Raw genomic sequence first — 24596 nt, 5'->3', positions numbered from 1 at the left:
CGTGCGGGTCCTGCTCGTGGCCTACGCCGAGCGCACCACCACGCAGCCGCTGGTGCCGCTCGGCTGGGGGCTGCGGGCGGCCGGGCACGAGGTGCTCGTCGCGACCCAGCCGGCCGCTGCCGCGCAGGTGGCCGCCACGGGGCTGCCGGTGGCCGCGGTCGGTCGTGACCACGGCTTCTGGCGGGTGATGCGGCACGTGGGGTTCGAGCGCGACACCGACGTGCCCGGCTTCGCGTCGGTGCTCGGCCGGGCGCGGTCGGCCGCCCCGCCGGACGAACGCCTGCGCGCCGACTACGCCGAGGTCGTGACCTGGTGGTGGCGCACGGTCAACGACCCGATGCTCGACGCGGTGGTACGCCTCGCGCGCCGCTGGCGCCCCGACGTCGTGGTCTGGGAGACGTCGACCTACGCCGGGGCGGTCGCCGCCGCGGCGTGCGGCGCGGCGCACGCGCGCTTCGTCTGGACGGTCGACGTGTTCGCCCGCCTGCGCGCCCGGGTGCACGCCGCCGAGCCCGGACCCGACGCGTTGCGGGAGTGGCTCGAGCGCTGCGCGCGCCGGTACGGCGTGGCCTGGGCCGAGGAGCTCGCCGTCGGCCAGGCGACGATCACCTTCCTGCCCGCTGCGCTGCGGGGGCCGTCGTCGGTGCCGTCGTCCGCGCCCACGTCGGGGAGCGGCGCCGTCTTGCCGGTGCGACCCGTGCCCTTCCCGGGACGCTCGGTGCTGCCGCGGTGGCTCACCGAGCGGCCCCGGCGCCCCCGCGTGGTCGTGTGCTTCGGCACGACGGGGGCGGAGCACTTCGGCACCGACGGCGCCCACCTCGGTGACGTGGTGCGCGGGCTGGGCGGGCTCGGCGCCGACGTGGTGGTGGCGACCGCGGCGCCGGAGACCCTCGACGGCGTGGACCTGCCCGACGGGGTGCGGGTCGAACCGTTCCTCCCCCTCGACGCCCTCATGCGGTCGTGCTCGCTGCTGGTCAGCCACGGCGGGCCCGGGACGGTGACGACCGGCGTGGCCCACGGCGTACCCCAGCTCGTCGTGCCCGGGGAGTTCGACAGCCCGGAGCTCGCCGCCCACCTGGCGGCCACGGGAGCGGCCGCGGTGCTGGAGCGGGCCGCGGCGTCGCCGGCGGCCGTGACCGCCGCAGCGGACGGGCTGCTGCGGTCGGGGACGGCGGCGGCCGCCGCCCGACGACTGCAGGACGAGGCACGGGCGATGCCCGGGCCGGCCGAGCTGGCTGCCCCGCTGGGGGCGCTGTGCCGGTGACCACGAACGACGACGATCGAGGAGACGAGGCAGCGGTGACGACGTACGAGAGCACGCCCGGGGCGGTGCGTCCGTTCACGGGCGCGGAGTACCTCGACAGCCTGGTCGACGGCCGGGAGGTCGTCATCCACGGCGAGCGGGTGAAGGACGTGACGACGCACCCCGCCTTCGCCGCGAACGCGCGCGTGATCGCCGGGCTCTACGACGCCCTGTGGGAGGAGCCGAGCCGGTCGGACCTCACCGTCCCCACCGACACCGGGAACGGCGGGTTCACCCACCCGTTCTTCCGGCCCCCGCGGTCGAAGGAGGACCTGGAGACCGCGCGCACGGCCATCGAGGCGTGGCAGCGCCGTTGCTACGGCTGGCTGGGTCGCACCCCGGACTACAAGGCGTCGTTCCTGGCGACGCTGGGCGCGAACGCGGACTTCTACGGCGAGTACGCCCCCAACGCACGCCGCTGGTTCACCGCGGCGCAGGAGCGGGTGCTCCACGTCAACCACGCGCTCGTCCACCCGCCCGTGGACCGCCACCTGCCGCCCGACGAGGTGCGGGACGTCTACGTGCACGCGGAGGGCGACAACGACGCCGGGGTCATCGTGTCGGGCGCGAAGGTCGTCGCGACCGGGTCGGCGCTGACCCACCACAACTTCATCGCGCACCACGGGATGCCGGTGCAGCGGCCGGAGTTCGCCCTCGCGTTCATGGCCCCCGTCGACACCCCGGGCTGCACGATCCTGTGCCGCACGTCCTACGCGCAGTCGGCCGCCGCCAACGGCTCGCCCTTCGACTACCCCCTGAGCAGCCGCATGGACGAGAACGACACGATCATCGTGTTCGACAAGGCACTCATCCCCTGGGAGAACATCCTCGTCTACCGCGACGTGGAGATGGCGAACGGCTTCTTCCACCGCTCGGGGTTCCTGCCCCGCTTCGCGCTGCACGGGGCGACGCGCCTCGCCGTGAAGCTCGAGTTCATCGCCGGCCTCATGCTGCGCGCGATCGAGGTGAACGGCACCGGCGACTTCCGGCGCACGCAGGCCGCGGTCGGCGAGGTCATGACGTGGCGCCACACCATGCGCGCGCTGTCGGACGCGATGATCCACTCCGCGGGCCCGTGGACGGGGCCCTACGTGCAGCCGCCGGCGGAGTACGCGCTCGCCTACCGCGTGCTCGGCCCCATCGCCTACGCCCAGGTCCGCAGCCTCGTGCTGAGCACCGTCGGCAGCGGGCTCATCTACCTCAACTCGGGCGTCGAGGACTTCGCCGCGCCCGAGGTCCGGGCCCTCCTCGACCGCTACCTGCGGGGCTCCGGGGGCCACGACGCCGTCGGGCGCGTGAAGGTGATGAAGCTCCTCTGGGACGCCGTCGGCACCGAGTTCGGCGGCCGGCACGAGCTCTACGAGCGGAGCTATGCCGGCAACGAGGAGGACACCCGCATCCAGGTGGCGCGGGGGGCCGCCGGGTCCGGCCTCGCCGACCGCATGCTGGCGCTGGTCGACGACTGCATGGCGTCCTACGACCTCGACGGCTGGGTGGAGTGACCGGGGAGGTCGTAGTAGCCGTGGGCACCCGCCCACGCCGCCAGCTCGACGCGCCGGGCGGTGTCGGTCCGCTTGCGCAGCGCGGACACCCGGCGCCGTACGGTCGCCTCGCTCACGTAGCAGCTGCGAGCGATCTCGAGGTCCGAGAGACCCTGCGCCACCATGCCGAGGAGCTCCCGCTCGTCAGAGCTGAGCGAGGGCACGGCGGCGGTCTGCGCCCCGCGCAGCAGGAGCGACTGCAGGAAGCGGCCGGTCTCGCCCGCGCGGTCCAGCTGCACGATCATGTGGCCGCACTGGATCATCTCCAGCGCTGACACGAGCTCCTCGGGGGCGAGCCCGGCGCCGAGCACGCCGGAGGGCCGGCACTTCAGCAGCTGGGCCAGGGCCGACTTGCTGACGGAGCGCTCGCAGGTGATGAGCAGCACCAGGTGGGTCGTGGCCGGCGGCAGCGCGCGGCACCACCGCACGGCGGCCGCGGGATCCCCGCAGACGTCGACGACGACCCAGGTGCTCGCGGCGACCAGGGCGGGGTCGATGGGTGACTCGCCGAGGACGACGCGGGTGGAGGTCAGCCCGCGGGCGGCCGCCTGCTCGGCGAACGTGGAGGCGATGAAGGGCCGGTTGCTCAGCACCAGCAGCTCGGCCGGTGCGTCGCCGGCGTCCGTGGTGCCGGCGCCCGGGATCGCGCCGGTGTCGTCGTCGACGCCGAGGTGCGGACGGGGCGCCGGTGGCGCTTCGGTCATCGCGCGGACACCCCGGCGACCGGACGAGCGTCGCCGCCGCCCTCGTCGTCGTCGTGCCGTCTGCCCGAGAACCTCATGCGGTGCCGCCCCCTCGTCGGAGCGCCAGGACCCTTCTCCCATGGTGTCCCAGCACTCGTGGTCGTCCGATCCCCTAGGAGAATACGGAAAGGAGGAACCCAGATTCCAGTATCAGAAACGACCGGAATCGTCCAGAATTTGTGGCGAATGACGGGAACTCGTGAGGTCGGCTGATCGTTGTTCGAGAAGGTCCGTCGCGCCCTCACGTGCGCCGTCCGCCGCGCCGTACGACGGCAGGAGACCGGCGGCGAGGGCCTCCTCGAGCGTGGGTGCTCCGGAGTCGCGGGCCGACATCACGGGCTCGATGTCGGCGGGGATCGGCAGCCCGAGCGCGGGGTCGAGCGGGCTCACCGTCCGCTCCCGCTCCGGTGCGTAGACGCTGGAGCAGAGGTAGAGCACCGTCGAGGCGTCCTCGAGCGCGCAGAACGCGTGGCCCAGCCCCTCGCCGATGAGCACGGCGCGCCGGTCGACGCTGTCGAGCCGCACGCTCTCCCACGTCCCGAAGGTCGGCGACCCGACCCGCAGGTCGACGACGAAGTCGAGGAACGACCCCGTGAGGGCCGTGACGTACTTGGCCTGCCCCGGCGGCACGTCCGCGAAGTGCACGCCGCGCACCGTGCCCCGGCCGCTGACCGACACGTTGGTCTGCCACACGTCGAGGTCGTGGCCGGTCAGCTCCGCGATCGTGTCGCGACGGAACGACTCCAGGAAGACGCCACGCTCGTCGGGGATCTGCACCGGGGTCACCGTCCAGGCACCCTCGATGCGGGTCGGCACTACCTTCATGGCCTCTCCCTGTCGCCGCGGCACGTCGGGGTCGGTAGAGACCCTAGCGCCGGGGAACGGACGCAGCCGACGCCCGCCGCGCAGGTTGAGCGGAGCCGCTCCGGGTCGACCCGGAGCGGTCGGGGTCGTGGCGGCGGCGTGTTCCCCGGTCGACCGGGGAACACGCCGCTTTGACCATCAAATTTGATGGTCAAAGCGGTCGGTTCCCCGGCTGACCGGGGAAAGTTGTCAACTCCTGTGACTCGCCCCGGTCCTCAGAACGCGTAGCGACGGGCGCGCTGCGACACCGACCCGGCGCCGGCGACGAGCAGGCGCGACAGCTCGTGCTCGAGCACCCCGCCGACGCGCGCGCAGAACGCCTCGGGCTCCTCGGCGGCGTCGGGCAGCTCGGGCACGACCACGTCGACGACCCCGCGGGCGGCGAGGTCGAGGGCGCGCACCTGCTGGGCGCGGGCCATGTCGGCGGCGTGGTCGAGGTCGCGGTGCACGATCGCGCTCGCGCCCTCGGGCGGCAGCGGCGAGAGCCAGGCGTGCTGCGCGGCGACGACCCGGTCGGCGGGCAGGAGCGCGAGCGCCCCGCCGCCGTTGCCCTCGCCGAGCATGAGGCACAGCGTGGGGGCGTCGAGGGTGACGAGGTCGGCGAGGCAGCGGGCGATCTCGCCGGCGAGACCGCCGTTCTCCGCGTCGGCCGACAGCGCCGCGCCCTGGGTGTCGATCACCGTCATGAGCGGCAGCTTCAGGTCGGAGGCCAGCCGCATCCCCCGGCGGGCCTCCCGCAGCGCCTCGGGTCCCATCGGGTGCTCCCGGGTCTGGCCCCGCCGGTCCTGGCCGAGGAAGACGCAGGGCGCGTCGCCGAAGCGCGCCAGCGCGATGATGAGGCCCGGGTCGGCCTCGCCCTCGCCGGTGCCGTTGAGCAGGACGACGTCGCTCGCGGCGTACTTGAGCAGGCGCCGCACCCCCGGGCGCTCCGGGTTGCGGGAGCGCGTCACGGCGTCCCAGGTGTCGACGTCGGGGACGTGGGCGAGCTCGGGGGGCGGGACCGTGCCGACGCCCCGGCGGCGGGCGAGCAGGATCGTGAGGGCCCGGTCGACGATGTCGACGATGTCCTCGGGCGCGACGACGGCGTCGATGATGCCGCGGGCGTAGAGGTTCTCCGACGTCTGCACGCCCTGGGGGAACGGCTGGCCGTAGAGCGCCTCGTAGACCCGCGGCCCGAGGAACCCGACGAGCGCGCGCGGCTCGGCGACGGTCACGTGGCCCAGCGAGCCCCACGACGCCATGACGCCGCCGGTCGTGGGGTGGCGGAGGTAGACCAGGTAGGGCAGCCCGGCCTTCTTGTGCGTCGCCACGGCCGCCGAGATCCGCACCATCTGCACGAACGCCGGCGTGCCCTCCTGCATGCGCGTGCCGCCCGACACCGGAGCCGCCAGCAGCGGGAGCCCCTCGGCGGTGGCGCGCTCGACCGCGGCGACCACGCGGTCCGCGGCGGCGCGCCCGATCGAGCCGGCGAGGAACCGGAACTCCCCGACCATCACCGCGACGCGCCGTCCGCGGACGAGGCCCTCGCCCGTCACGACGGACTCGTCCGTGCCGGCCTTCTCGGCCGCGGCGGCGAGCTCCGCGGCGTACGCCTCCGGGACGTCGCCGCGCACCGGGGGCGTGTCCCAGGAGCGCCACGTGCCGGCGTCGATGACGAGGTCGACGAGGTCGTGGGAGGTCAGCCGCGTGGTCACGCCCCGACGCTAGCGCGGGGGGCGCTGCCGGGGGAGGGGTACGGCGCGGTCCGGCCCACCCCGACGGGTGAGTCCCGTTGGGGCGGGGGGCTAGAACCTCTCCCATGGACCTCGGCATCGCAGGACGCACTGCACTCGTCACCGGCGGCGACTCCGGCATCGGCTGGCACACCGCCCGCATCCTCCTCGCGGAGGGCGCCACCGTCGTGCTCAGCGACAAGGACCCCGACTCGCTCGCGGAGGCGGCGGCCAAGCTCGACGCCCCGGAGGGCCGGCTGCACCACGTGGCCGCCGACCTCACCTCGGAGGCGGCGGCGCTCGAGCTGCGCGACGCGGTGCTCGGGCTCGTGCCCACGATCGACGTGCTCGTCCACGCGGCCGGCGTGACCGGCGCGCAGGGCAAGTTCCACGAGATCGACGACGACGGCTGGGTCGACACCCTCACCATCGACCTGCTCGCGCCGGTGCGCGTGACGCGGGCGTTCCTGCCCGCGCTGCGCGACGGCGGTTGGGGCCGCATCGTCTACCTGACCAGCGAGGACGCGCTCCAGCCGTACGACGACGAGCTGCCCTACTGCGCCGCCAAGGCCGGCGTGCTGTCGTTCGCGAAGGGCCTCTCCCGCTCGTACGCCGAGGAGGGCCTCCTCGTGAACTGCGTGTCGCCCGCGTTCATCTCCACGCCGATGACCGACGCGATGATGGAGAAGCGGTCCGACGAGCTCGGCGTGTCGTTCGACGAGGCCATCGAGAGCTTCCTCGACGAGGAGCGGCCCTACATGGAGCTCGGCCGACGCGGGAAGCCCGAGGAGGTCGCCAACGTGGTCGCCTTCCTCTGCTCCGACCTGGCGTCGTTCGTCAACGGGTCGAACTACCGCGTCGACTCGGGGTCGGTCGCGACGATCTGAGGGGTGCGGCGCCCGGGGGGAAGGAAAACGCGGACCGGCGTAGGGCGCGCCGTCGACCCGAGAAAAGAAAACGCGGACCGGGGCAGCGCCCGCCGTCGACCCGAGAAAAGAAAACGCGGACTCGCAGGCCCGACACGCCGAGTGCCGGTGCCTCCGGGTCCGCGTTTTCTTTCACCCCGTCGATCCGGCCGCGCACTTTCCTCGACCGGGGAGCTCCGGTCCGCGTTTTCTTTCCCCGCCGCGGCCCCCGCCAGCAGCCCCGCCCGCGGCCCCGCCCGCGCCCCCGCCGGCTCAGGCCAGCAGCCCCGCGCGTCGAGCCAGCACGACGGCCTCGAGCCGCGTGCCGGCGCCGAGCTTGGCCATCACGTTCTTCACGTACCCCTTGACCGTGTGCAGCGTCAGGCCCAGCTCCTCGCCGATCCGGGCGTTGCTCGACCCCAGCGCGACGAGGGCGAGCACGTCCCGCTCGCGCTCGGTCAGGTGCACGCCGGCCAGGGCCTCGGTGGAGGACGGCGCCTCGGGCGCGAGGTGGTCGGCGGCGCGCACGAGCGCGTCGCGGAGCAGCGGGTCGTCGAGGTCGGCGGCGAGGCGGCGCAGCTCGGCGTACGTCGCGCGCACCCGTTCGCGGAGGGCGGCCGCCCCGTCGTCGCCGCCGGTGTCGAGGGCGCGCGCCACGGCCAGCTCCTGCTCGAGGGCACGGGCCTCCGCCGTCAGCACGTCGAGCGTGCGGCCCCCGAGGTCGCCGGGGGAGTGGAGCGCGCCGTACAGGACCGCGACGGGGCGGCGGGCGACCACGACGGGCACGGCCGCCATCGCGTGGAGCCCCTCGGCGGCGATGATCGCGTCGTACCGGTGGGAGATCGAGCGGCTGCTCAGGTAGTCGCTGAACGCGTGCGCCCGTCCCAGCGCGATGACCCGGCCGCCGAGGCCGTGGCCCGGTTGCAGCGTCGTGCCGGCGAGCCGCCCGACCGTGCGGCCCTCGAAGCGGTCGAGGGTGACCCGGCCGTCCGTCACGGTGCCGGCGAAGGCGAGGGAGACGGCGGCGCCGCGGCGCACCCGTCCCAGCGTCTCGTCCACCGCTCGACCGTCCACCCGACCTCCTCCGCACCCCTCCTCGGAGGGTGGCGGGAGGCGACCAGCGCCCGCACCATGTGACCTCCGTGACAACCACCGTCATTCTAGGAGGACCCGTGACCGCCGTCGCCGCCGATCGCGTCGCTGCCGAGCTGGAGGGCTGGCTGGCCGCCTATGCCGCCCCCGACGCCTGCGCCGCCACCCTGCTCAACGACGGCCACGCCCCGGACGCCGTGGCTTTCCGGCTGCTCGACGCGACCTACGGCGAGCGGGTGCTCACCCACGGCGAGCTGCGCGACCTGTCCTCCCGCCTCGCCACGGGCCTCGCCGAGCGCGGCATCGGCCGGGGGGACCGGGTCGGGGTGCTCATGGGCAAGCGGGCGGAGTACGTCGTCACCCTCCTCGCGCTCTGGCGCCTCGGCGCCGTGCTGGTCCCGCTCTTCACCGCGTTCCAGACCGGGGCGATCGAGACGCGCATCAGCGGCAGCAACGCCCGCCTCGTCGTCACCGAGCCCTCGCAGCGCGCCAAGCTCGACCCCATCGAGGGTCTCGACGTGCTCGTGACCGGCGAGGAGTTCGACGCCCTCCTGACCCGCGAGCCGCTCGCCGAGCCGGTCGCGGTCGGCGGCGACGGCCTCCTCGCGATGCTCTTCACGAGCGGCACGACGGGCAAGCCCAAGGGCGTGCCGATCCCGGTGCGGGCGCTGGCGGCCTTCCGTTCCTACATGCACTTCGGGCTCGACGTGCAGGCGGACGACGTCTTCTGGAACGCCGCCGACCCGGGGTGGGCCTATGGCCTGTACTACGGGATCCTCGGTCCGCTGGTCACCGGACGGCCCAACATCCTCCTCGACGCCGGCTTCTCGCCCGACGCCACCCGCGAGGTGTTCACCCGCTGCGGCGTGACGAGCTTCGCGGGCGCCCCGACGATGTACCGCGCCATGTCGAAGGACCCGTCGTTCACGGGCTTCTCGCTGCGTCGGGCCTCCTCGGCGGGCGAGCCGTTGACGCCCGACGTCGTGGCGTGGGGCCGCGACGCGCTCGGCGTCGAGGTGCGCGACCACTACGGCCAGACCGAGCACGGCATGTGCATCGTCAACGCCTGGCACGACGAGGTGCGCGAGCCCGTGCGTACCGGCTCCATGGGACCGGCCCTGCCCGGCTTCGCCGCCGGGGTGGTCGACGGCCAGATCGCCCTCGACGTGCCGGGCTCGCCGCTGATGTTCTTCTCGGGCTACCACGACGCCCCGGAGAAGTCGGCGGAGCGGTTCACGCCGGACGGGCGCTGGTACCTCTCCGGCGACCTCGGCCGCGTCGACGAGGACGGTCACTTCTTCTTCGCCTCCCGCGACGACGACGTCATCCTCGCGTCGGGCTACCGCATCGGCCCCTTCGACGTGGAGAGCGTGCTCGTCACGCACCCGTCCGTCGTCGACGTGGCCGTCGTCGGCAAGCCCGACGAGGTGCGCGGCGAGGCGGTGACGGCGTACGTCGTGCTCGCCCCCGGCACGCCGGCGAGCGACGAGCTCGCGGTCGAGCTGCAGCAGCTGGTGCGCAACCAGTACTCCGCGCACGCCTACCCCCGCGTCGTGCACTTCGTCGAGGAGCTGCCCAAGACGCCCAGCGGGAAGGTGCAGCGCTACCTGCTGCGCCAGCGGCAGGACTGATCTCCCCGGGCGGTCGGGGCATGGACGTCGGCCGCCCGGGGTAACCAGCCGCCCGTGGGAGACGAGACGCTGCGCATGCTGGTCGGGATCGGCGTCGTGCTGCTGCTCGGCTTCGTGGTGCTGGCCATGATCTACCGGTTCCGACGCCTCCCCTTCGCGCACCGCGCGCTGTTCCAGCCGGCGCCGCGGGTGCTCGGCGACGCCGACGGGCAGCGCTTCCTCGCGGTGCCGACGGTGTCCACCCACCGGGGCCGGCCGGGCCGCATGCAGCCGGTGCGCGGCCACGTCTCCCGCGCCGACGAGGTGGTCGTGGGGCCGGCCGGCGTGGACCACCACCGCCGCAGCCTCGTCCGTCCGCTCGCGCGGCAGGTGCTGCCGTACGACGAGGTGCGGTCCGTCGAGGCCCGCAGCGCCCACGGCGCGGCGCAGGTGGCCGTGCTCCTCCAGGACGGGAGCGAGCTGCTGATCAGCGCCGCGTCGCCGGCGGCCCAGCAGGCTGCGGTGGCCGAGATCCGGTGGCGGTGCGGCGACGGGGACGCGCCGCCCGGGACGTCATGAGCTGACGGTTGGATCCGTCGCGCCGGTCTCGATGGCGCGACGGACGCGACGTTCGATCGACCACGCGACCCCGGTCGCGCACAGCACGCTCGTCAGCGCCCAACCGGCGTCGTACAGGGGCGGGACCACGGCGGGGTCGCCCCACACCAGCCGCCACACCGGGAACGCAGCCTGGGCCAGCATCACGACCACCAGCCAGCGCTCGGCGCGGGTCCAGTGGGGCGTCTTCCGCGCGTCGTACCCCTGCTGCCCGTCCACGGGACGACCGTAGCCGTCGCCAGACCTCCGGCGCGGGCTACAGCTCCACGCCGTCGGCCCGCAGCGTCTCCTGCGCGACGCGGAAGGCGGCCGCGGCGGCGGCCGTGCCGCAGTGGACGGCCGTCTGCAGGATGACCTCCGCCAGCTCGTCGGTGCTCATGCCGTTGCGGAGCGCGGCGCGCACGTGGGTGGCCAGCTCGTCGTGGTCGCGCTGCGCGACGAGCGCGGTGAGCGCGACGACGGACCGCGTGCGGCGGTCGAGGCCGGGTCGGGACCAGACGGAGCCCCACGCGTACTGCGTCACCAGGTCGTCGAAGTCCCGCGTGAACGACGTCGGCGCGGCACCGGCGCCGTCGAGGTGCTCGTCGCCGAGCACCTGACGGCGCACGACCGCGCCGGCCGCCGTGCGCTGCGACTCCGTGATGACCGCGCCCTGCTCGAGGTGCGCGCGCAGCAGGTCGGCGACCTCCGCGGGGGCCTCGGCGGGAGCGAGGTGGGCCACGTCGTCGAGCACGACGGCCCGGCCGTCCGGCACCCCGTCGGCGATCGTCTGGAGGTCCGACGGCGGCGTCGCCTCGTCGGCCACGCCGGCCACGGTGAGCACGGGGACGCGGATGGTCCCCAGCCGGTCCCGCACGTCGAAGGTCGCGAGGGCCTTGCAGACCGCGGCGTAGCCGGTCGTGTCCGCCGCCTCCAGCGACGCCAGGAGCGCGCGGGCGACCTCCGGCTCACGCTCGAGGAAGCCCGGCGCGAACCAGCGCTTCGCCGAGCCCTCGACCATCGTGGCGGTGCCGAACGCCCGCACCATCGCGGCCCGCTCGTGCCACCCGTCGGGCGTGCCGATCCGGGCGCCGGTGCAGAGGAGAGCCGCTGCGGCGACCCGCTCGGGGGCGTCGAGCAGCAGCTGCAGGCCCACGGCACCGCCGACGGAGACGCCCGCGTACACGAACGTGCCGCTCGCCTCGCCCCGGTCCCGCAGGGTGCGCTCGGCGAACGCGAGGACGCCGCGGCCCAGCTCCGCCATCGTGAAGCCGTCGTCCGGCGCCGGGCTCGTGCCGTGGCCCGGGAGGTCCCAGCCGACGACGTGGTGGTCCTCCGCGAGCAGCGCCGCGCTCCCCTCCCACAGGGCGGCGGCGGAGGTGCCGAGGGACGGGCCGAGCAGCAGCAGCGGGCCGTTGCCGGCCTCGCTCAGCTCGACGCCGTTGATGACGGGGACGCTCATGGGCGGGTCCTGTTCTGCACGATCCGGTCGGTGATGCCGAGGTACGACGAGGGGTCGCCGCCATCGGCAGCATTGTCCCTGCCGGTCCCGTCGGCGTCGACGAGACCCCGTACGGCGTCGCGCTCGGCGAGCAGCGCCCCGGCGCCACGAGCGCGCTCCCGCATGGCGACCACGTCGACCTGCAGGCCGGCGACCAGCTCGGAGGTGTGGGCCGCGGCGACGACGGTGCGCCGCGCGAGGTCCCGCAGGGTCGCCCACTCCGCGTGCCAGGCGCCGTCGGGCCGCTCGTCGTTGGCGAACGCCGCGGCCGTGTGCAACGTGCTCGCCAGCCCGGGCGCGGTGATCGCGGCACGCCGCACGAGCACCGCCAGCACCGGGTTCTGCTTCTGCGGGATCGTGGACGAGCCCCCGCGGCCGGTGCCGACCGGCTCCGCGACCTCCGCGACCTCGGGGCGGGCCAGCGTGAGGACGTCGGCGGCGATCCGGCCCATGGCCGAGCTCGCCGTCGCGAGCGCATCGCCGACCCGGGTCACCGGGAAGCGGGTCGTGTGCCAGGGCGCCGCCGGCGCGAGGCCGAGCGCCGCGGCGGTCTCACGGGCGAGGGCCAGGGTCACGCCTTCGGGGTCGCGGAGGCCGCGCCGCCGCCCCAGCTCGACGGTCACGGCGAGGGTGCCGGCGGCGCCGCCCACCTGCGCCGGGAGCACGGAGTGCGCGAACGCCACCGAGGCCCGCGCGTCCTCGACCCCCGCCAGCCAGCCGCTGGCCTTGAGGCCGAACGTGATGGGGACGGCGTGCTGCGTGAGCGTGCGTCCCACCATGACGGTGCCGCGGTGGGCACCGGCGAGCGCGTCGAGGGCCTGCGCCTGGGTGCCGAGCTCGATCTCGAGCCGACGCAGGGCCGTGCCCGCGCACAGCATGAGCGCCGTGTCGACGACGTCCTGGCTGGACAGACCCTGGTGGAGCCACTGCGCGGTCTCCTCCCGCCCGGCCTCCACGAGCCGGTTGCGCAGGGTCGAGACGAGCGGGATGACGGGGTTGCCGCCGCCCTCCGCGTCGAGCGTGATGCGGGCGACGTCGCTGCCGTCCAGCAGCTCGAGCAGCTCGTCGGCGCTCACGGCGACACCGCGGGGCGCCAGCCCGTGCGCCACGAGGCCGGCCGACCAGGCCGCCTCCAGCGCCACCATCCCCTCGAGGAGTGCGGAGTCCGCGAAGAGGGCACCCGCCCGCTCGTCGCCCGGCCAGAAGAGGTCGCTCACGCCCCCAGTGTCCAGGGTGGTCCAGGAGCGGCACCCCGGCGTACGGCGACGGCCCCGCCTCCACGAGGAGACGGGGCCGTCGACGGTGCGGTGCTGCGGGCGGGTCAGTGCCGCGGCGGGTCCTGCGGGCGCTCGAACTGCGACGTGTCGCCCGCGGGCGGGCGCACGATCGTCTGCTCGCTCGGGTCGTCCTGCGGGGCCGGGGGCTGCTGGCCCGGCTGGCCCTGCGGGGCCCCCCACGCCTGCTGGCCCGGCTGGCCCTGGGGCGCGCCGTACTGGCCCGGCTGACCGGGCTGACCGGGCTGACCCTGGGGCTGGCCGTAGCCACCCTGCTGGCCCGGCTGACCCTGCTGCGGCCACTGCTGGCCGGGCTGGCCCTGGGGCGCGCCGTACGGGCCCGGCTGACCGGGCTGGCCCTGGGGCTGGCCGTAGCCACCCTGCTGGCCCGGCTGACCCTGCTGCGGCCACTGCTGGCCGGGCTGGCCCTGGGGTGCGCCGTACGGGCCCGGCTGACCCTGGGGCTGGCCGTAGCCACCCTGCGGGCCGGGCTGGCCGTACTGGCCGGGCTGACCCGGCTGGCCGTAGCCGCCCTGCGGGGCACCGGCCTGCTGGTTGCCCTGCGGGAGGATCGAGCCGAGCACGTTGCGGATCGACGGCGGAGCCGTCAGCGCGGCGATGGCCAGGCCGGAGAGGCCGAGCCAGGCGCCGGCCTGGTAGACCGACAGGCTGTAGCCGTTGAACACGTCGGAGCCGTTGAGCACCGCCACGTAGACGATGCCGAGGACGAAGTTGCCGGCGACCATGCCGACCACGACGAGTCGACCCTTGCGGGGGTCGGACAGCATCGTCGTCGGGATGATCGCGAGCGCGATCGCGATGACGCCGAACACCAGCGAGACGATCGTCGAGCCGGTGAAGCCGTCAGGTGCGAAGTCCTCGGTCTGGAAGTAGATGAGCACGAGGAGCGTGGCGACGACCGTGAGCGCGACGACGGCGGCGTTGACGTAGAGCGCCAGCTTCGCGGCGCCGACCCAGGCCCAGAACGGCTCCTGGGGCGTGGTCGCCCGCTGCACCGGACGCGTCACGAGGAGACCGGCGAGCAGGCCGACCGTGAAGAACGTCGAGCCGGGCACGTTCCAGCCGTGCAGATCCGCGTCGAAGATCGAGCCGTCCTCGCCGGCGAACATGGCGGTCACGAGACCCACGAGGAGCAGCGTGGCCAGCACGAGCCGGGCCTCCTCGCTGCGCTTCATGAGCGTCAGGGTCGGCCACGCGATGGCGACGACCGGGACGACGACCGCCACCAGGACGAGCGCGGCGAACGCCAGGAACGGGTCGAAGATCTCGGCGTCCTCGGCGAGGCCCCAGACGATGTAGAGCAGGAACGTCAGCACGGCGAGACCGACGGTCACCCATGCGAGGATCCACGTCGCCTTCCACCAGATCGCCTCGCCGGCGGCCTGGCCGTTGGTCTCCTCCGACTGGCGCGGGGAGATGGCGATGACGGCACCTGCCATGGCGAGCGCCACACCAGCACCGATCTTGCCGTCGAAGCTGCTGCCGCCCGAGATGAGCTCGTTGATGAGCGCCGCCAGCACGCTGCCGAGGTAGGGCAGGAGGAGCGCGGCCTTCGCGAGCGTCACCTGCACCGGCGGGATGGGCAGGACGTTGGACTTGACGAGGTAGGGCACCGCGACGGAGAAGATGCCGATGAGGGCGGAGACCCACACCCACCAGCGCTCGGCGCCCACGCCGTTGGAGTCCCACAGCGTCCACAGCGGCGCCAGCAGCAGCAGGAAGGCCCCGCCGTCGCGCACGTAGTCGCTGATCGGCGTGCCCGCGAACGGGTTCACCTTGGGGACGGAGGGCCGCGGCGGGGCCTGGGGCGCGCCGTACCCCGGCTGCCCGTAGCCCTGCTGGCCCCACTCCTGCTGGCCCTGCGGCGGGCCCTGGGGGTAGCCCTGCTGGGGGTAGCCACCGGGCTGGCCCTGCGGCGGCGGAGCGCCCCACGGCTGGCCCTGGGGACCGGGCTGGCCCGGCTGACCGGGGGGCGGGGGCGGCTGCTGGCCCCAGCCCGGCTGGCCCTGGGGCGCGCCGTACCCGGGAGCACCCGGCTGCGGGGGTTGGCCGCCCTGCTGCGGATAGGGATCGGACGGGTTCGACATTCGAGTGCTCCTCGCATCGACTCGGTGCGGGCCTGGGACCCGCAACGTAGCAATTCAGGCACCACACGAGGACGGGACGTGCCCGCGTGGACCGGCGGGTCCTGCTTCCCCACTTATCCACGACTTACTCCTGTGACCGGGCACGGGTGTGGACGGCGATACGATGCGGCCCGTGACGGACGCTGCTGCTCCCGCTGAAACCATCTCGGTCCTCGACACCGTCGAGCGCGCGGCGGGCGACCCCGACCGCAGCCAGCCCTGGGCCGACCTCGGCCTCAAGGAGGACGAGTACACACGGATCCGCGAGATCCTCGGGCGTCGTCCGACGTCGAGCGAGCTGGCGATGTACTCCGTCATGTGGAGCGAGCACTGCTCCTACAAGAGCTCCAAGGTGCACCTGCGCCAGTTCTCCGAGATCCCGCAGGAGACGCGGGCCGGGAAGATGCTCGCCGGCATCGGCGAGAACGCGGGCGTCATCGACATCGGCCAGGGCTACGCGGTCACGTTCAAGGTGGAGAGCCACAACCACCCGTCCTACGTGGAGCCCCACCAGGGCGCCGCGACCGGCATCGGCGGCATCGTCCGCGACATCCTCGCCATGGGCGCCCGTCCCGTCGCCGTCATGGACCCGCTGCGCTTCGGCCCGCTCGACGCCGAGGACACGTCCCGCGTGCTGCCCGGCATCGTCGAGGGCGTCGGCCACTACGGCAACTGCCTCGGCCTGCCCAACATCGGCGGCGAGGCGGTCTTCGACGCGACGTACCTCGGCAACCCCCTCGTCAACGCCCTCTGCGTCGGCGTGCTGCGCCACGAGGACCTCCACCTCGCCAAGGCGAGCGGCGCCGGCAACCAGGTGATCCTGTACGGCGCGCGCACCGGCGGCGACGGCATCGGGGGCGTCTCCGTGCTGGCGTCGGAGACGTTCGACGCCGACGGGCCCGCGAAGCGCCCGAGCGTGCAGGTCGGCGACCCCTTCATGGAGAAGCTGCTCATCGAGTGCACGCTCGAGCTGTTCGCAGCCGGTGTGGTCGCCGGCATCCAGGACCTCGGCGGCGCCGGGCTCTCGTGCGCCACCTCCGAGCTCGCCAGCGCGGGCGACGGCGGCATGCACGTCGAGCTCGACAAGGTGCTGCTCCGCGACTCCACGCTCGCCCCCGAGGAGATCCTCATGAGCGAGAGCCAGGAGCGGATGATGGCCGTCGTCGAGCCCGACGACGTCGCCGGCTTCCTCGCGATCTGCGCCAAGTGGGACGTGGAGGCGGTCGTCATCGGCGAGGTCACCGACACCGGTCGCCTCGAGATCGACTGGCACGGCGAGCGCGTCGTCGACGTGCCGCCGCGGACCGTCGCGCACGACGGCCCCGTCTACGAGCGCCCCTTCGCCCGCCCCGACTGGCAGGACGGCCTCCAGGCCGACGCCGCCGAGGCGCTCCCGCGCCCGAGCGGCGGCGACGAGCTGCGGGAGACGCTGCTGCGCCTCGTCGCGTCGCCCAACCTCTGCGACAAGTCGTGGATCACCGACCAGTACGACCGCTACGTGCGCGGCAACACCGTGCTCGCCCAGCCGTCCGACTCCGGCATGGTGCGCGTCGACGACGAGACCAACCTCGGCGTCGCGGTCTCCACCGACTGCAACGGCCGCTTCGCGAAGCTCGACCCGTACGCCGGCGCGCAGCTCGCGCTCGCCGAGTCCTACCGCAACGTGGCGACCGGCGGCGCCGTGCCCCTCGCCGTGTCCGACTGCCTCAACTTCGGCTCCCCCGAGGACCCGGCCGTCATGTGGCAGTTCGCCGAGGCGTGCCGCGGCCTCAAGGACGCCTGCCTCGAGCTCGGCGTGCCGGTCACGGGCGGCAACGTCAGCCTCTACAACCAGACCGGGGAGACGGCGATCCTGCCGACGCCGGTCGTCGCCGTGCTCGGCGTCGTCGAGGACGTCACCCGCCGCACGCCCACCGGGTTCGAGTCCGCCGGCGACCAGCTCGTGCTGCTCGGCACGACCCGCGAGGAGCTCTCCGGCTCCGAGTGGGCGCACGTCGTCCACGGCCACCTCGGCGGTCGCCCGCCGGCGCTCGACCTCGCGGGGGAGCAGCGTCTCGCGGCCCTGCTCGCCGACCTCGTCGGCGTGGCGTCCTCCGCCCACGACCTCTCCGACGCCGGGCTCGCCCAGGCGCTCGCCGAGTCGACCTTCCACCGCGGCATCGGCGCGACCGTGTCGCTGGCGGAGGTGCACGAGGACCCGTTCGTGGCGCTCTTCGCCGAGTCGACCGGCCGCGTGCTCGTCTCCGTCTCGTCCGACGCGCTCAACGAGCTGCTCGCCCGCGCGTCGGCGCACGACGTGCCGGCGGCCGTCATCGGTCGCACCGGCGGCGACGACCTCGTGGTCGAGGGCCAGTTCACGCTGCCCGTGGCCGAGGCCCGTGCCGCGTGGGCGGCGACCCTGCCGGCCGTCCTGGGCTGAGCGCACCCGTCAGGGCGGGGCCGCTTGCGGCCCCGCGCCACGATGGGGCCATGAGCGAGCAGAAGCACGACGACCAGCAGTCCGAGGGCCAGGTCTCGGAGGTCAGCGGCATGGACCCCGCCGACGCCGACACCCCGATCGCGCCCGACCAGGCCGTCGCGGGCTACCCCGACTCCGAGAGCGGCCAGCCCGACGAGGGACCGGCCGGTCCCGACGCCGTCCCCGACCACGAGCACGAGAACAAGCCGCACGTCTGAGGTCGATCCTCGGGGTCTCGGCCATGTAACGCGGTGTCCGAGTCACTGTGGAGGTGGTCTACCCCTTCCACAGTGGCCCGGACACCGCGTTACATGGGGGCGGCCCCTCGCCCACCCCCCACTACGAGGGGGCTCAGGCCGCCCTCGCCCACTCCCGCGGGCGCGGCACGCGGCGCACGCTCGGGCTGCAGGTGACCACCAGGGCGGTGAGCAGGCAGCCGCCGAGGAGTGCGGCGGTGGCGACCGCCCCGCCGTACGCGGCGAGCAACGCCCCGCCCAGCAGGGGCGCGAAGGGCATGAGCGACCACGACAGGAACGCCGTCGTCGCCGCGACCCGCCCCTGCAGGTCGGGCGGGGTGAGGGACATCCGGTAGGCGCCGATGCCCGCGTTGCCGATCGGGTTGAGCAGCACGAGGGCCCCGACGCACGCCGCGGCGGTGGCGGGCGTGGCCCACCAGACGAGCGGCACGAGCGGCACCGCGCAGGACCAGCCGACGGCGACGGTCAGCCGTCCGGTGCGGGTGCGGTCGATGACGAGCGGCGCGACGGCCGCCCCGGCGATGCCCGCCGCGCCCACGACCGCCATCGCGGCGCCGATGGCGGCCGGGCTGTGGCCCGCCTCCGCCATCCGCACCAGCACCACGAACAGCAGCCCGTTGACGACGAGGTTGCCCAGGGCCGACCAGACGGCCAGCACGCGCATGACGGGGTGGCGCGCGACGTACCGCGCCCCCGCCACCACCTCCCGCCCCGCCCCCCGCAGCAGCGGCCCCTCGCGCCGGGCGACGGGCGCGAGGTCGGTGCGGATCCGGCCGAGGGTGAGGAACGAGACGAGGTACGTCGCCGCGTCCAGCGCGAACGGCACCCACCGCCCGACGCCGAGCAGCACGCCCCCGAGCGGACCGCCCGCGAGGCCCGCCACGTGGCCGCGGGCCTGGTTCTGCGCCAGCGCCGTCGGGAGCTGCTCGGTGGTGACGACGGAGCGCACGGCGGACACCTGCGCCGGCTCGTAGATCCCCGCGAGCCCGCCGGCGACGAGCGCGCCGAGCACGAGGCCGACCGCCGGGAGGGTCCCGGTGGCGAGGGTGGCGGCGAGCGCGGCGTACACGCAGAAGCCCGCCAGCGAGACCGCCCGCAGCAGCCGACCGCGGTGGACGCGGTCGACGAGCGCGCCCGCGGGGAGGAGCACGAGGACGATGCCGCCGAAGTACGCCGCCTGGACGAGCGCCGCCGTGCCGGCCGAGCCGGTGAGGGCGAGCGCGACGAGGGGGTAGGCGAAGGCGCTGGTGCGGTTGCCGAGCTCGGAGACGGTCTCGCCGACCCACAGCACGGTGAAGTCGCGGTTGCGGGCGAGCTGGCGGTATCCGGTCATGGGTTGACGGTAGATGCGCACGTAGTATTGCGCAAGCAGTGGTGCGCAATGGTGCGTGCGCGTCGGCGGTAAGGTCGCGTCCATGACCGACCGGCCGTCGATCACCGACCCGCGCGCGCTCCGCGCCTTCGCCCACCCCGTGCGCTCCCGCATCCTCGAGGAGCTCAACGCGCGCGGCCCGCAGCGCTCCGCCGACCTCGCGCGGCTGCTCGACCTGCCCGCCAACCAGGTGAGCTTCCACGTGCGCAACCTCGCGACGTACGGGCTCGTCGAGGAGGCCCCCGAGCTCGCCCGGGACCGGCGCGACCGCGTGTGGCGGGCGGCCGACGGCGGTGACGGGTTCCGGCTCGACCTGGAGGCGGTGGCGGCGGCACCGGGGGGTACGGCGGTCGCCGCGGCCTGGCGCGGACGCGCGGGCGCGCGGGCCCACCGGGCGGTGGACGCGGCGTACACGGCGGCTCGCGACCCCGCGGTGCTGCGCAGCATCACCGAGGCCACGTTCCTCCTGACCAAGGACGAGGCGACGGAGCTCGAGGGCGAGCTGACCGCGGTGCTGCACCGGTGGACCGCGCGGAGCCGCGCCGCGGGGGAGGTGCGCGGCGACGGTGACGGCGACGGCGAGCGTGCGGTCTACGCGCTGCTCCAGGTCCTCCAGCCGCGGGTGCCGGACGAGGGGGAGCCGGGCGCGGGCCCGGAGGACTGACTCACCGGCCGGTCCACCGCGGCGCGCGCTTCTCGGCGAACGCCGCGACGCCCTCGCGCGCGTCGTCGCTGAGCACGACGGGGGAGGCCAGCTCGCTCTGGCGGGCGAAGCCCTCCGCGGGGCTCCAGGTCGGGGCGGCGTCGACGAGCTGCTTGCCGACCCGCACCGAGAGCGGTGCGTTCGCGGCGATGCGGTGGGCGAGGTCGAGTGCCCGGGCGAGCGCCTCGCCGGGAGCGGTGACGGCGTTGACCAGCCCGAGCTCGGCGAGACGCCCGGCCGGGAGCGCGTCGCCGACGAGCGCGAGCTCGAGCGCGACGGGACGGGGCAGCCGGGTGCCGACCCGCCAGAGGCCGCCGGCGGCCGCGAGCAGCCCGCGCTTGGCCTCGGGGAGCCCGAAGGTCGCGTCCTCGGCGGCGACGACGAGGTCGGCGCACAGCACGAGCTCGAACCCGCCGGCCAGGGCCGCGCCCTCCACCGCGGCGACCGTCGGCTTCGTCGGCGGCTCCGCCGTGAGGCCGAGCGGGCCGCGGCGGTCGGTGACGGGCACCTCGCCACGGTGCGCGCCGGCGAGGTCCATGCCTGCGCAGAACGTGCCGCCGGCCCCGGTCAGCACGATCGCGCGCACGGTGGCGTCCGCCTCGGCGTCGTCCACCGCACGCTCCAGCTCGATCGCGGTGCGCCGGTCGATCGCGTTGCGCACCGCCGGACGGTCGAGCGTGATGACGAGGACGGCCCCGTCGCGCTCGGTGCGCACCGGTGCCGGCGGCGGGGCGGGGAGCGCGGTCCGCTCGCCGCTGACGACGATCCGGTCGCCCTCGAGCCGCACCCGACGGCGGAGGAGGTCCTCGTCGGCGAGCGCCGCGACCTCGGCCGGTTCCTCGCGGCGCAGCAGCACCCGGGTGCCGTCGTCCTCGACGACGGCGAGCACCACCGCCTCCCGACCGCCCTCGCGGCGGTGCGGCACCGTGACGGCCTCGACGACGCCGCTGCCGACGAGCTCGGTGCGGACCGGGCGACCCGGCGGCCGGTCGACGGTCGGGCGCAGGTGGACGTAGGGCTGCTCGGGCGGCGTCGCCGACCAGACGCCGAGCGCGTGCTTCGTGGCGTACCAGCCCAGCGAGCTCGTCAGCCCGTGCGCCGAGCGGTCGGCGCGCAGCAGGGGTGCCATGGTGGCCACCGCGTGGAGCCCGTAGGCGTTGCCCGGCCCGCCCGCGAACGTCAGGCCGCCGGTGACCGTCAGGGGGCGGTCCGGGTCGTCCCACGGCAGGCCGAGCGCTCGGGCGCCGAGCTGTACCGCCGCGGGGAAGCAGGAGTAGAGGTCGACCGGCCCGAGGTCCTCCGCCGCGATCCCCGCGTGGTCGAGCACCGCGCGTCCGGCCGTCGCGATGGCGGGGGAGTGGGCGAGATCGGCGCGCTCGGAGACGAACCACTCGTCGGTCGCGGAGGCGCCCGCGTGCAGGAAGACCCAGCGGTCCTGCGGCACGCCCGCCGCCTGGGCCGCGGCCACGCTCGTCACGATCGCGCCTGCGGCCAGGTCGACCTGGAGGTTGGCGCACAGGAGCTTCGTGTACGGCTCGCTCACCCAGCGGTTGTCCGGGCGCGGCTCGGCGATCTCCCGCGCCGTACGGGCCCGGGGGTCCCAGGCGTGGGGGTTGGCCGCGGCGGTGCGGCTCGCGCGCGCCCACAGGTCGGCGACGGCGGCGCGGTGGGTCGCTGCGTCGGTGCCGGCGGCCCCCTGCAGGGCCGACTCCAGCAGGGCGTAGACGTAGATCGGTGCCCCCAGGCCGACGGCCGTCTCGGCCTCGTTGTTCGCGGGCCGGTCGACGCCGATGACGCGGTCGGGCGCGGCGTCGGCGGGCTGGCGGGTCCAGTCCGGCTCGCGGCCGGCGCGCTGCAGCGCGGCGACCGATGCGCCGGCCTCCGCGCCGCTGACCAGCACCACGTGGGCCGCCCCGTCGGCCACCTGCTGGGCGGCGTCGTTGAGGGCGAGCTGCCCGCCGTCGCCGCCGTACGGCGAGGTCTGGAGCGTAGCGGCGTCCGCGGCCCCCACGCGCTCGGCGACCAGGCCGGCCTGGTCGGGATAGGTCCACGACGCGCTCGGGACGGCCGCGACGAGGTCGGCCGCGGCAAGGAGGTCGAGGCGGGCGCCGGCGTCCTCGGCGGCGGCACGGAGGGCGCGGACCGCGAGGTCGGCGGGCTCGGCGGGCTCGGCGGGATCGGCGGGATCGATGCCCGGGTCGCGCACCACGACCTGGCCGACGCCGACCAGCACGGGCGTGGCCGGGTCGAGCAGTCGGCCCGTCGCCTCGTGGCGCACCGGCTCGTCGGGGACGCGGAGGCGCGCGGGCCCGGAGCCGTCGAGGAGATCGGCGAGCTCGGCGAGGGAGGCCGCCAGGGCCGTCTCGACGCTGCGCACTGCCGTCAGGCCGACCGGTCCGCGCACCGGGGCGCCGTCGAGGGCGCCGTCGAGGCGGACGGCCGTGCCGCCGTCGGTCGCGACGAGGGTGCACCAGAGCCCGACGGTGATGCCCATCGGACCGGTGCCGCGGAGCGCGAACCCGCTCTCGTCCGCCCGCTCGACCTCCCAGCGGGCCTGCGCGGGGATGTCCATGAGGCTGATCTGCTGCGCGAACGACGCGCCCGCGACGAGCGTGGCCGGACGCTCGCCGCGCCACGCGACGTGGAGGGTCAGCCAGGCGTGCGTGCGGTCGAGGTCGTGGACGAGCGCGGCGACCTCGGCGGGCGGGGCGGCGACGAGGCGCTGCGCGCTGACCTGGCGGGCGTACGCCGCGACCCCGGCCGGTGCCGGCACGTCGAGGTCGACGTCGGTCGCGTCCCGGTCGCCCGAGGGGCGGTGGCCCGTGATCCGGCGGCGCGCCTCGTCGAGGTGGGCGCGGACGGTCTGCGCCACGGTCTGGGTGACGACGGGGACGAGCGTGCGGGCGGTGCGGAGCATCGGCGCCTCTTTCAGTCTGATCGGACTGTTTCAGTGTGCGGCCCCGGCGCGGGACGCGCAAGCGGGACTAGGGTGACCGGATGGTCCGACCCCAGCAGGAGCGCGCGGCCGCCACGCGGCAGCGGCTGCTCGACGCGGCGTACGGCTGCCTGCTCGACGGGGGGTACGCCGCCGCGACGGTCGGCGCCGTCCAGCAGCGGGCGGGCGTCGCCCGCGGGACCCTGCTCCACCACTTCCCGACCCGGGCCACCCTGATGGCGGGCCTCGTGCAGGACATCGTCGAGCACCGCCTCGTGGTGCTGGACCCGACCGCCGCGCCCGCCGGCTGGGACGAGCTCGTCGACCTCGTGTGGCGCGAGCTGCAGGGCCCGGCGTACGCCGTCGCCCTCGAGCTCTGGGTCGCCGCCCGCACCGACGCCGACCTCCGGGACGCGCTGCTGCCGCTCCAGGAGCGGGTGTTCGCGACCGTGCACCGCGGCGTCACGTCGCTCGTCGGCGAGACCCATCCCCGGGCGCCCCTGCTCGTGCAGTTCACCATCGACCTGCTGACCGGGTCGCACCTCGCGGGGATCCTGGCCCCGCGCGCGGGCACGACGACCGTGGTCGAGGCGTGGAAGCAGGTGCTCGCGACGCTCGCGGCGGGCTGAGGCCCGGGGCTGCGGGGAAGAAGACGCGGACGCGGCGGAGGAAAGTGCGCGGGCCGGGCGGGCCGGGGAAGGAAAACGCGGACCCGGAGCCGCGACACGCCGACCATCCGCGTCGTACGGTCCGCGTTTTCCTTCCCCGGCGCCCCGGCCGGTCCGCGTTTTCTTCCCCCCGGGTTCCGCCCCGGGTTCCGCCCCCGGGCCTCGTCCGAAGGGGCGAGATAACACGGCGTGATACCCCCGGGGGGCTTTGCGGGCCCCCTCCGGACCTTGGTAGACCGGAGGTGAGGCCTCTTCAGAGCACGACACAACCGAACACAGGAGTCGAACAATGAAGAGAGCACTGGCCCTCTCGGGTGCCGCTGCCGCCGTCATCGGAACGACCCTCTTCGTCGCCCCGCCCGCCGCCCAGGCGGACGAGTGCGTGGGTGGCAGCAGCTCAGGCAAGTGCGTGGAGGTGCTGAGCACCTCGGTGTCGACGACCGTCGTGGAGACGGTCCCGATGCAGAACAGCTCGGGCACGAGCGCGAGCTTCACCTGCGGGTTCTCGCAGACGATCACCCGTGGCGTGGAGTCGAGCGCCAGCGCGGAGATGAGCGTCTCGGCCCAGGTCGCCGCCGTCGGCGCGTCCGCGTCGGTCGGCGTCAGCCAGTCCGTCAGCCAGTCGGCGAGCGAGGCCTCGTCCGCCGGCGGGACCGTGACCCTCGCCCCGGGCGAGAGCATCCTCTGCGAGCGCACCTACAGCGCCGTGACGGCGCAGGTGCGGGAGTACAGCTACTCCGGCACCGGCACGACGGAGACCGCCCGCTACCAGGTCACCGTCCCCTCGAGCCTGGGCATCCGCCTCAGCTGACCCCACCGCACCTCGCACCACGCGGAGTCGTGGGGGGGGGGGGGGGGGGGGCCGGCGGGGGGGGGGGGGGGGGGCGGGGGGGGGGGGCGGCGGCGGGGGGGGG

Annotated in this window: 20 protein-coding genes; 10 read left to right on the top strand and 10 right to left on the bottom strand. The window is 75.1% G+C overall.

The genetic code is table 11. The features are described 5' to 3' along the window. The first annotated feature begins 1 nt into the window (after position 1). Both G3T38_RS05835 and G3T38_RS22520 read left to right on the top strand, forming a co-directional pair. Positions 2-1264: a nucleotide disphospho-sugar-binding domain-containing protein gene (locus G3T38_RS05835; RefSeq protein WP_163771157.1), complete on the top strand. Its 1263-nt coding sequence runs from the start codon at positions 2-4 to the stop codon at positions 1262-1264. Beyond that, positions 1261-2805: a 4-hydroxyphenylacetate 3-hydroxylase N-terminal domain-containing protein gene (locus G3T38_RS22520; protein WP_163771156.1), complete on the top strand. Its 1545-nt coding sequence runs from the start codon at positions 1261-1263 to the stop codon at positions 2803-2805. The genes G3T38_RS05835 and G3T38_RS22520 overlap by 4 nt, the downstream gene beginning before the upstream one ends. On the opposite strand, the gene G3T38_RS05825 is transcribed toward G3T38_RS22520, so the two are convergent. The 3 genes from G3T38_RS05825 to G3T38_RS05815 all read right to left on the bottom strand — a co-directional run bounded on the left by G3T38_RS05825 (position 2778) and on the right by G3T38_RS05815 (position 6145). After that, positions 2778-3548 carry a helix-turn-helix transcriptional regulator gene (locus tag G3T38_RS05825; RefSeq protein ID WP_163771155.1) on the bottom strand — a complete coding sequence of 257 codons (771 nt, stop codon included), beginning with the start codon at positions 3546-3548 and terminating at the stop codon, positions 2778-2780. The genes G3T38_RS22520 and G3T38_RS05825 overlap by 28 nt on opposite strands. A gap of 189 nt (positions 3549-3737) precedes the next feature. Next, the gene (locus G3T38_RS05820) at positions 3738-4412 is read right to left on the bottom strand and encodes a dTDP-4-dehydrorhamnose 3,5-epimerase family protein (protein ID WP_163771154.1); all 675 of its coding nucleotides are present in this window, start codon (positions 4410-4412) and stop codon (positions 3738-3740) included. Between the two features lie 254 nt (positions 4413-4666). Continuing rightward, positions 4667-6145 carry a carboxyl transferase domain-containing protein gene (locus G3T38_RS05815; RefSeq protein ID WP_163771153.1) on the bottom strand — a complete coding sequence of 493 codons (1479 nt, stop codon included), beginning with the start codon at positions 6143-6145 and terminating at the stop codon, positions 4667-4669. Positions 6146-6249: 104 nt separating this feature from the next. Here G3T38_RS05815 and G3T38_RS05810 point away from each other — a divergent pair, with 104 nt between their 5' ends. Then, on the top strand, positions 6250-7050 hold the full coding sequence (locus G3T38_RS05810; RefSeq protein WP_163771152.1) for an SDR family NAD(P)-dependent oxidoreductase: 801 nt from the start codon (positions 6250-6252) through the stop codon (positions 7048-7050). Positions 7051-7341: 291 nt separating this feature from the next. Here G3T38_RS05810 and G3T38_RS05805 read toward each other — a convergent pair whose 3' ends face one another. Further along, positions 7342-8142 (bottom strand): LuxR C-terminal-related transcriptional regulator, encoded by an 801-nt coding sequence (locus G3T38_RS05805; protein ID WP_163771151.1) that lies wholly within the window; start codon positions 8140-8142, stop codon positions 7342-7344. A gap of 98 nt (positions 8143-8240) precedes the next feature. On the opposite strand from G3T38_RS05805, the gene G3T38_RS05800 reads away from it, so the two are divergent. Continuing rightward, positions 8241-9791, top strand: coding sequence for an AMP-binding protein (locus G3T38_RS05800; RefSeq protein ID WP_206675793.1), 1551 nt, complete (start codon positions 8241-8243; stop codon positions 9789-9791). Positions 9792-9845: 54 nt separating this feature from the next. Continuing rightward, positions 9846-10349 (top strand): hypothetical protein, encoded by a 504-nt coding sequence (locus G3T38_RS05795; protein ID WP_163771150.1) that lies wholly within the window; start codon positions 9846-9848, stop codon positions 10347-10349. On the opposite strand, the gene G3T38_RS05790 is transcribed toward G3T38_RS05795, so the two are convergent. From G3T38_RS05790 to G3T38_RS20985, 4 genes are all read right to left on the bottom strand, one after another. Continuing rightward, positions 10344-10607 carry a hypothetical protein gene (locus G3T38_RS05790; RefSeq protein WP_163771149.1) on the bottom strand — a complete coding sequence of 88 codons (264 nt, stop codon included), beginning with the start codon at positions 10605-10607 and terminating at the stop codon, positions 10344-10346. The two genes, G3T38_RS05795 and G3T38_RS05790, sit on opposite strands and share 6 nt — an antisense overlap. Before the next feature lie 37 nt (positions 10608-10644). Beyond that, positions 10645-11829, bottom strand: a complete 1185-nt coding sequence (pcaDC, locus tag G3T38_RS05785; RefSeq protein WP_163771148.1) for a bifunctional 3-oxoadipate enol-lactonase/4-carboxymuconolactone decarboxylase PcaDC — start codon at positions 11827-11829, stop codon at positions 10645-10647. Further along, positions 11826-13085, bottom strand: a complete 1260-nt coding sequence (locus G3T38_RS05780; RefSeq protein WP_163771147.1) for a lyase family protein — start codon at positions 13083-13085, stop codon at positions 11826-11828. Before G3T38_RS05780 ends, pcaDC begins: the two co-directional genes overlap by 4 nt. Positions 13086-13189: 104 nt before the next feature. Continuing rightward, positions 13190-15250: a DUF7937 domain-containing protein gene (locus G3T38_RS20985; protein WP_163771023.1), complete on the bottom strand. Its 2061-nt coding sequence runs from the start codon at positions 15248-15250 to the stop codon at positions 13190-13192. 163 nt (positions 15251-15413) lie between these two features. On the opposite strand from G3T38_RS20985, the gene purL reads away from it, so the two are divergent. After that, positions 15414-17708 carry a phosphoribosylformylglycinamidine synthase subunit PurL gene (gene purL, locus G3T38_RS05770; protein WP_163771146.1) on the top strand — a complete coding sequence of 765 codons (2295 nt, stop codon included), beginning with the start codon at positions 15414-15416 and terminating at the stop codon, positions 17706-17708. Between the two features lie 50 nt (positions 17709-17758). After that, positions 17759-17965, top strand: a complete 207-nt coding sequence (locus G3T38_RS05765) for a hypothetical protein (protein ID WP_163771145.1) — start codon at positions 17759-17761, stop codon at positions 17963-17965. 133 nt (positions 17966-18098) lie between these two features. On the opposite strand, the gene G3T38_RS05760 is transcribed toward G3T38_RS05765, so the two are convergent. Further along, complete coding sequence (locus G3T38_RS05760; RefSeq protein ID WP_163771144.1) at positions 18099-19337, bottom strand: MFS transporter; 1239 nt, start codon at positions 19335-19337, stop codon at positions 18099-18101. A gap of 82 nt (positions 19338-19419) precedes the next feature. On the opposite strand from G3T38_RS05760, the gene G3T38_RS05755 reads away from it, so the two are divergent. Continuing rightward, positions 19420-20040, top strand: a complete 621-nt coding sequence (locus G3T38_RS05755; protein ID WP_163771143.1) for a winged helix-turn-helix domain-containing protein — start codon at positions 19420-19422, stop codon at positions 20038-20040. Position 20041: 1 nt separating this feature from the next. Here the strand turns inward: G3T38_RS05755 and G3T38_RS05750 are convergent, their stop codons facing one another. Next, the gene (locus tag G3T38_RS05750) at positions 20042-22996 is read right to left on the bottom strand and encodes a type II toxin-antitoxin system Rv0910 family toxin (protein WP_163771142.1); all 2955 of its coding nucleotides are present in this window, start codon (positions 22994-22996) and stop codon (positions 20042-20044) included. A gap of 80 nt (positions 22997-23076) precedes the next feature. On the opposite strand from G3T38_RS05750, the gene G3T38_RS05745 reads away from it, so the two are divergent. After that, on the top strand, positions 23077-23643 hold the full coding sequence (locus tag G3T38_RS05745) for a TetR/AcrR family transcriptional regulator (protein ID WP_163771141.1): 567 nt from the start codon (positions 23077-23079) through the stop codon (positions 23641-23643). A gap of 328 nt (positions 23644-23971) precedes the next feature. Further along, positions 23972-24493 carry a hypothetical protein gene (locus tag G3T38_RS05740; RefSeq protein ID WP_163771140.1) on the top strand — a complete coding sequence of 174 codons (522 nt, stop codon included), beginning with the start codon at positions 23972-23974 and terminating at the stop codon, positions 24491-24493. Positions 24494-24596 lie beyond the last annotated feature (103 nt).

It is taken from the genome of Nocardioides zeae, assembly GCF_010686755.1.
In the GTDB taxonomy this organism is placed as follows: Bacteria; Actinomycetota; Actinomycetes; order Propionibacteriales; family Nocardioidaceae; genus Nocardioides; species Nocardioides zeae.
Note: the sequence above shows the minus strand (reverse complement) of the source record. Positions and strands in the feature narration are given on the sequence as shown.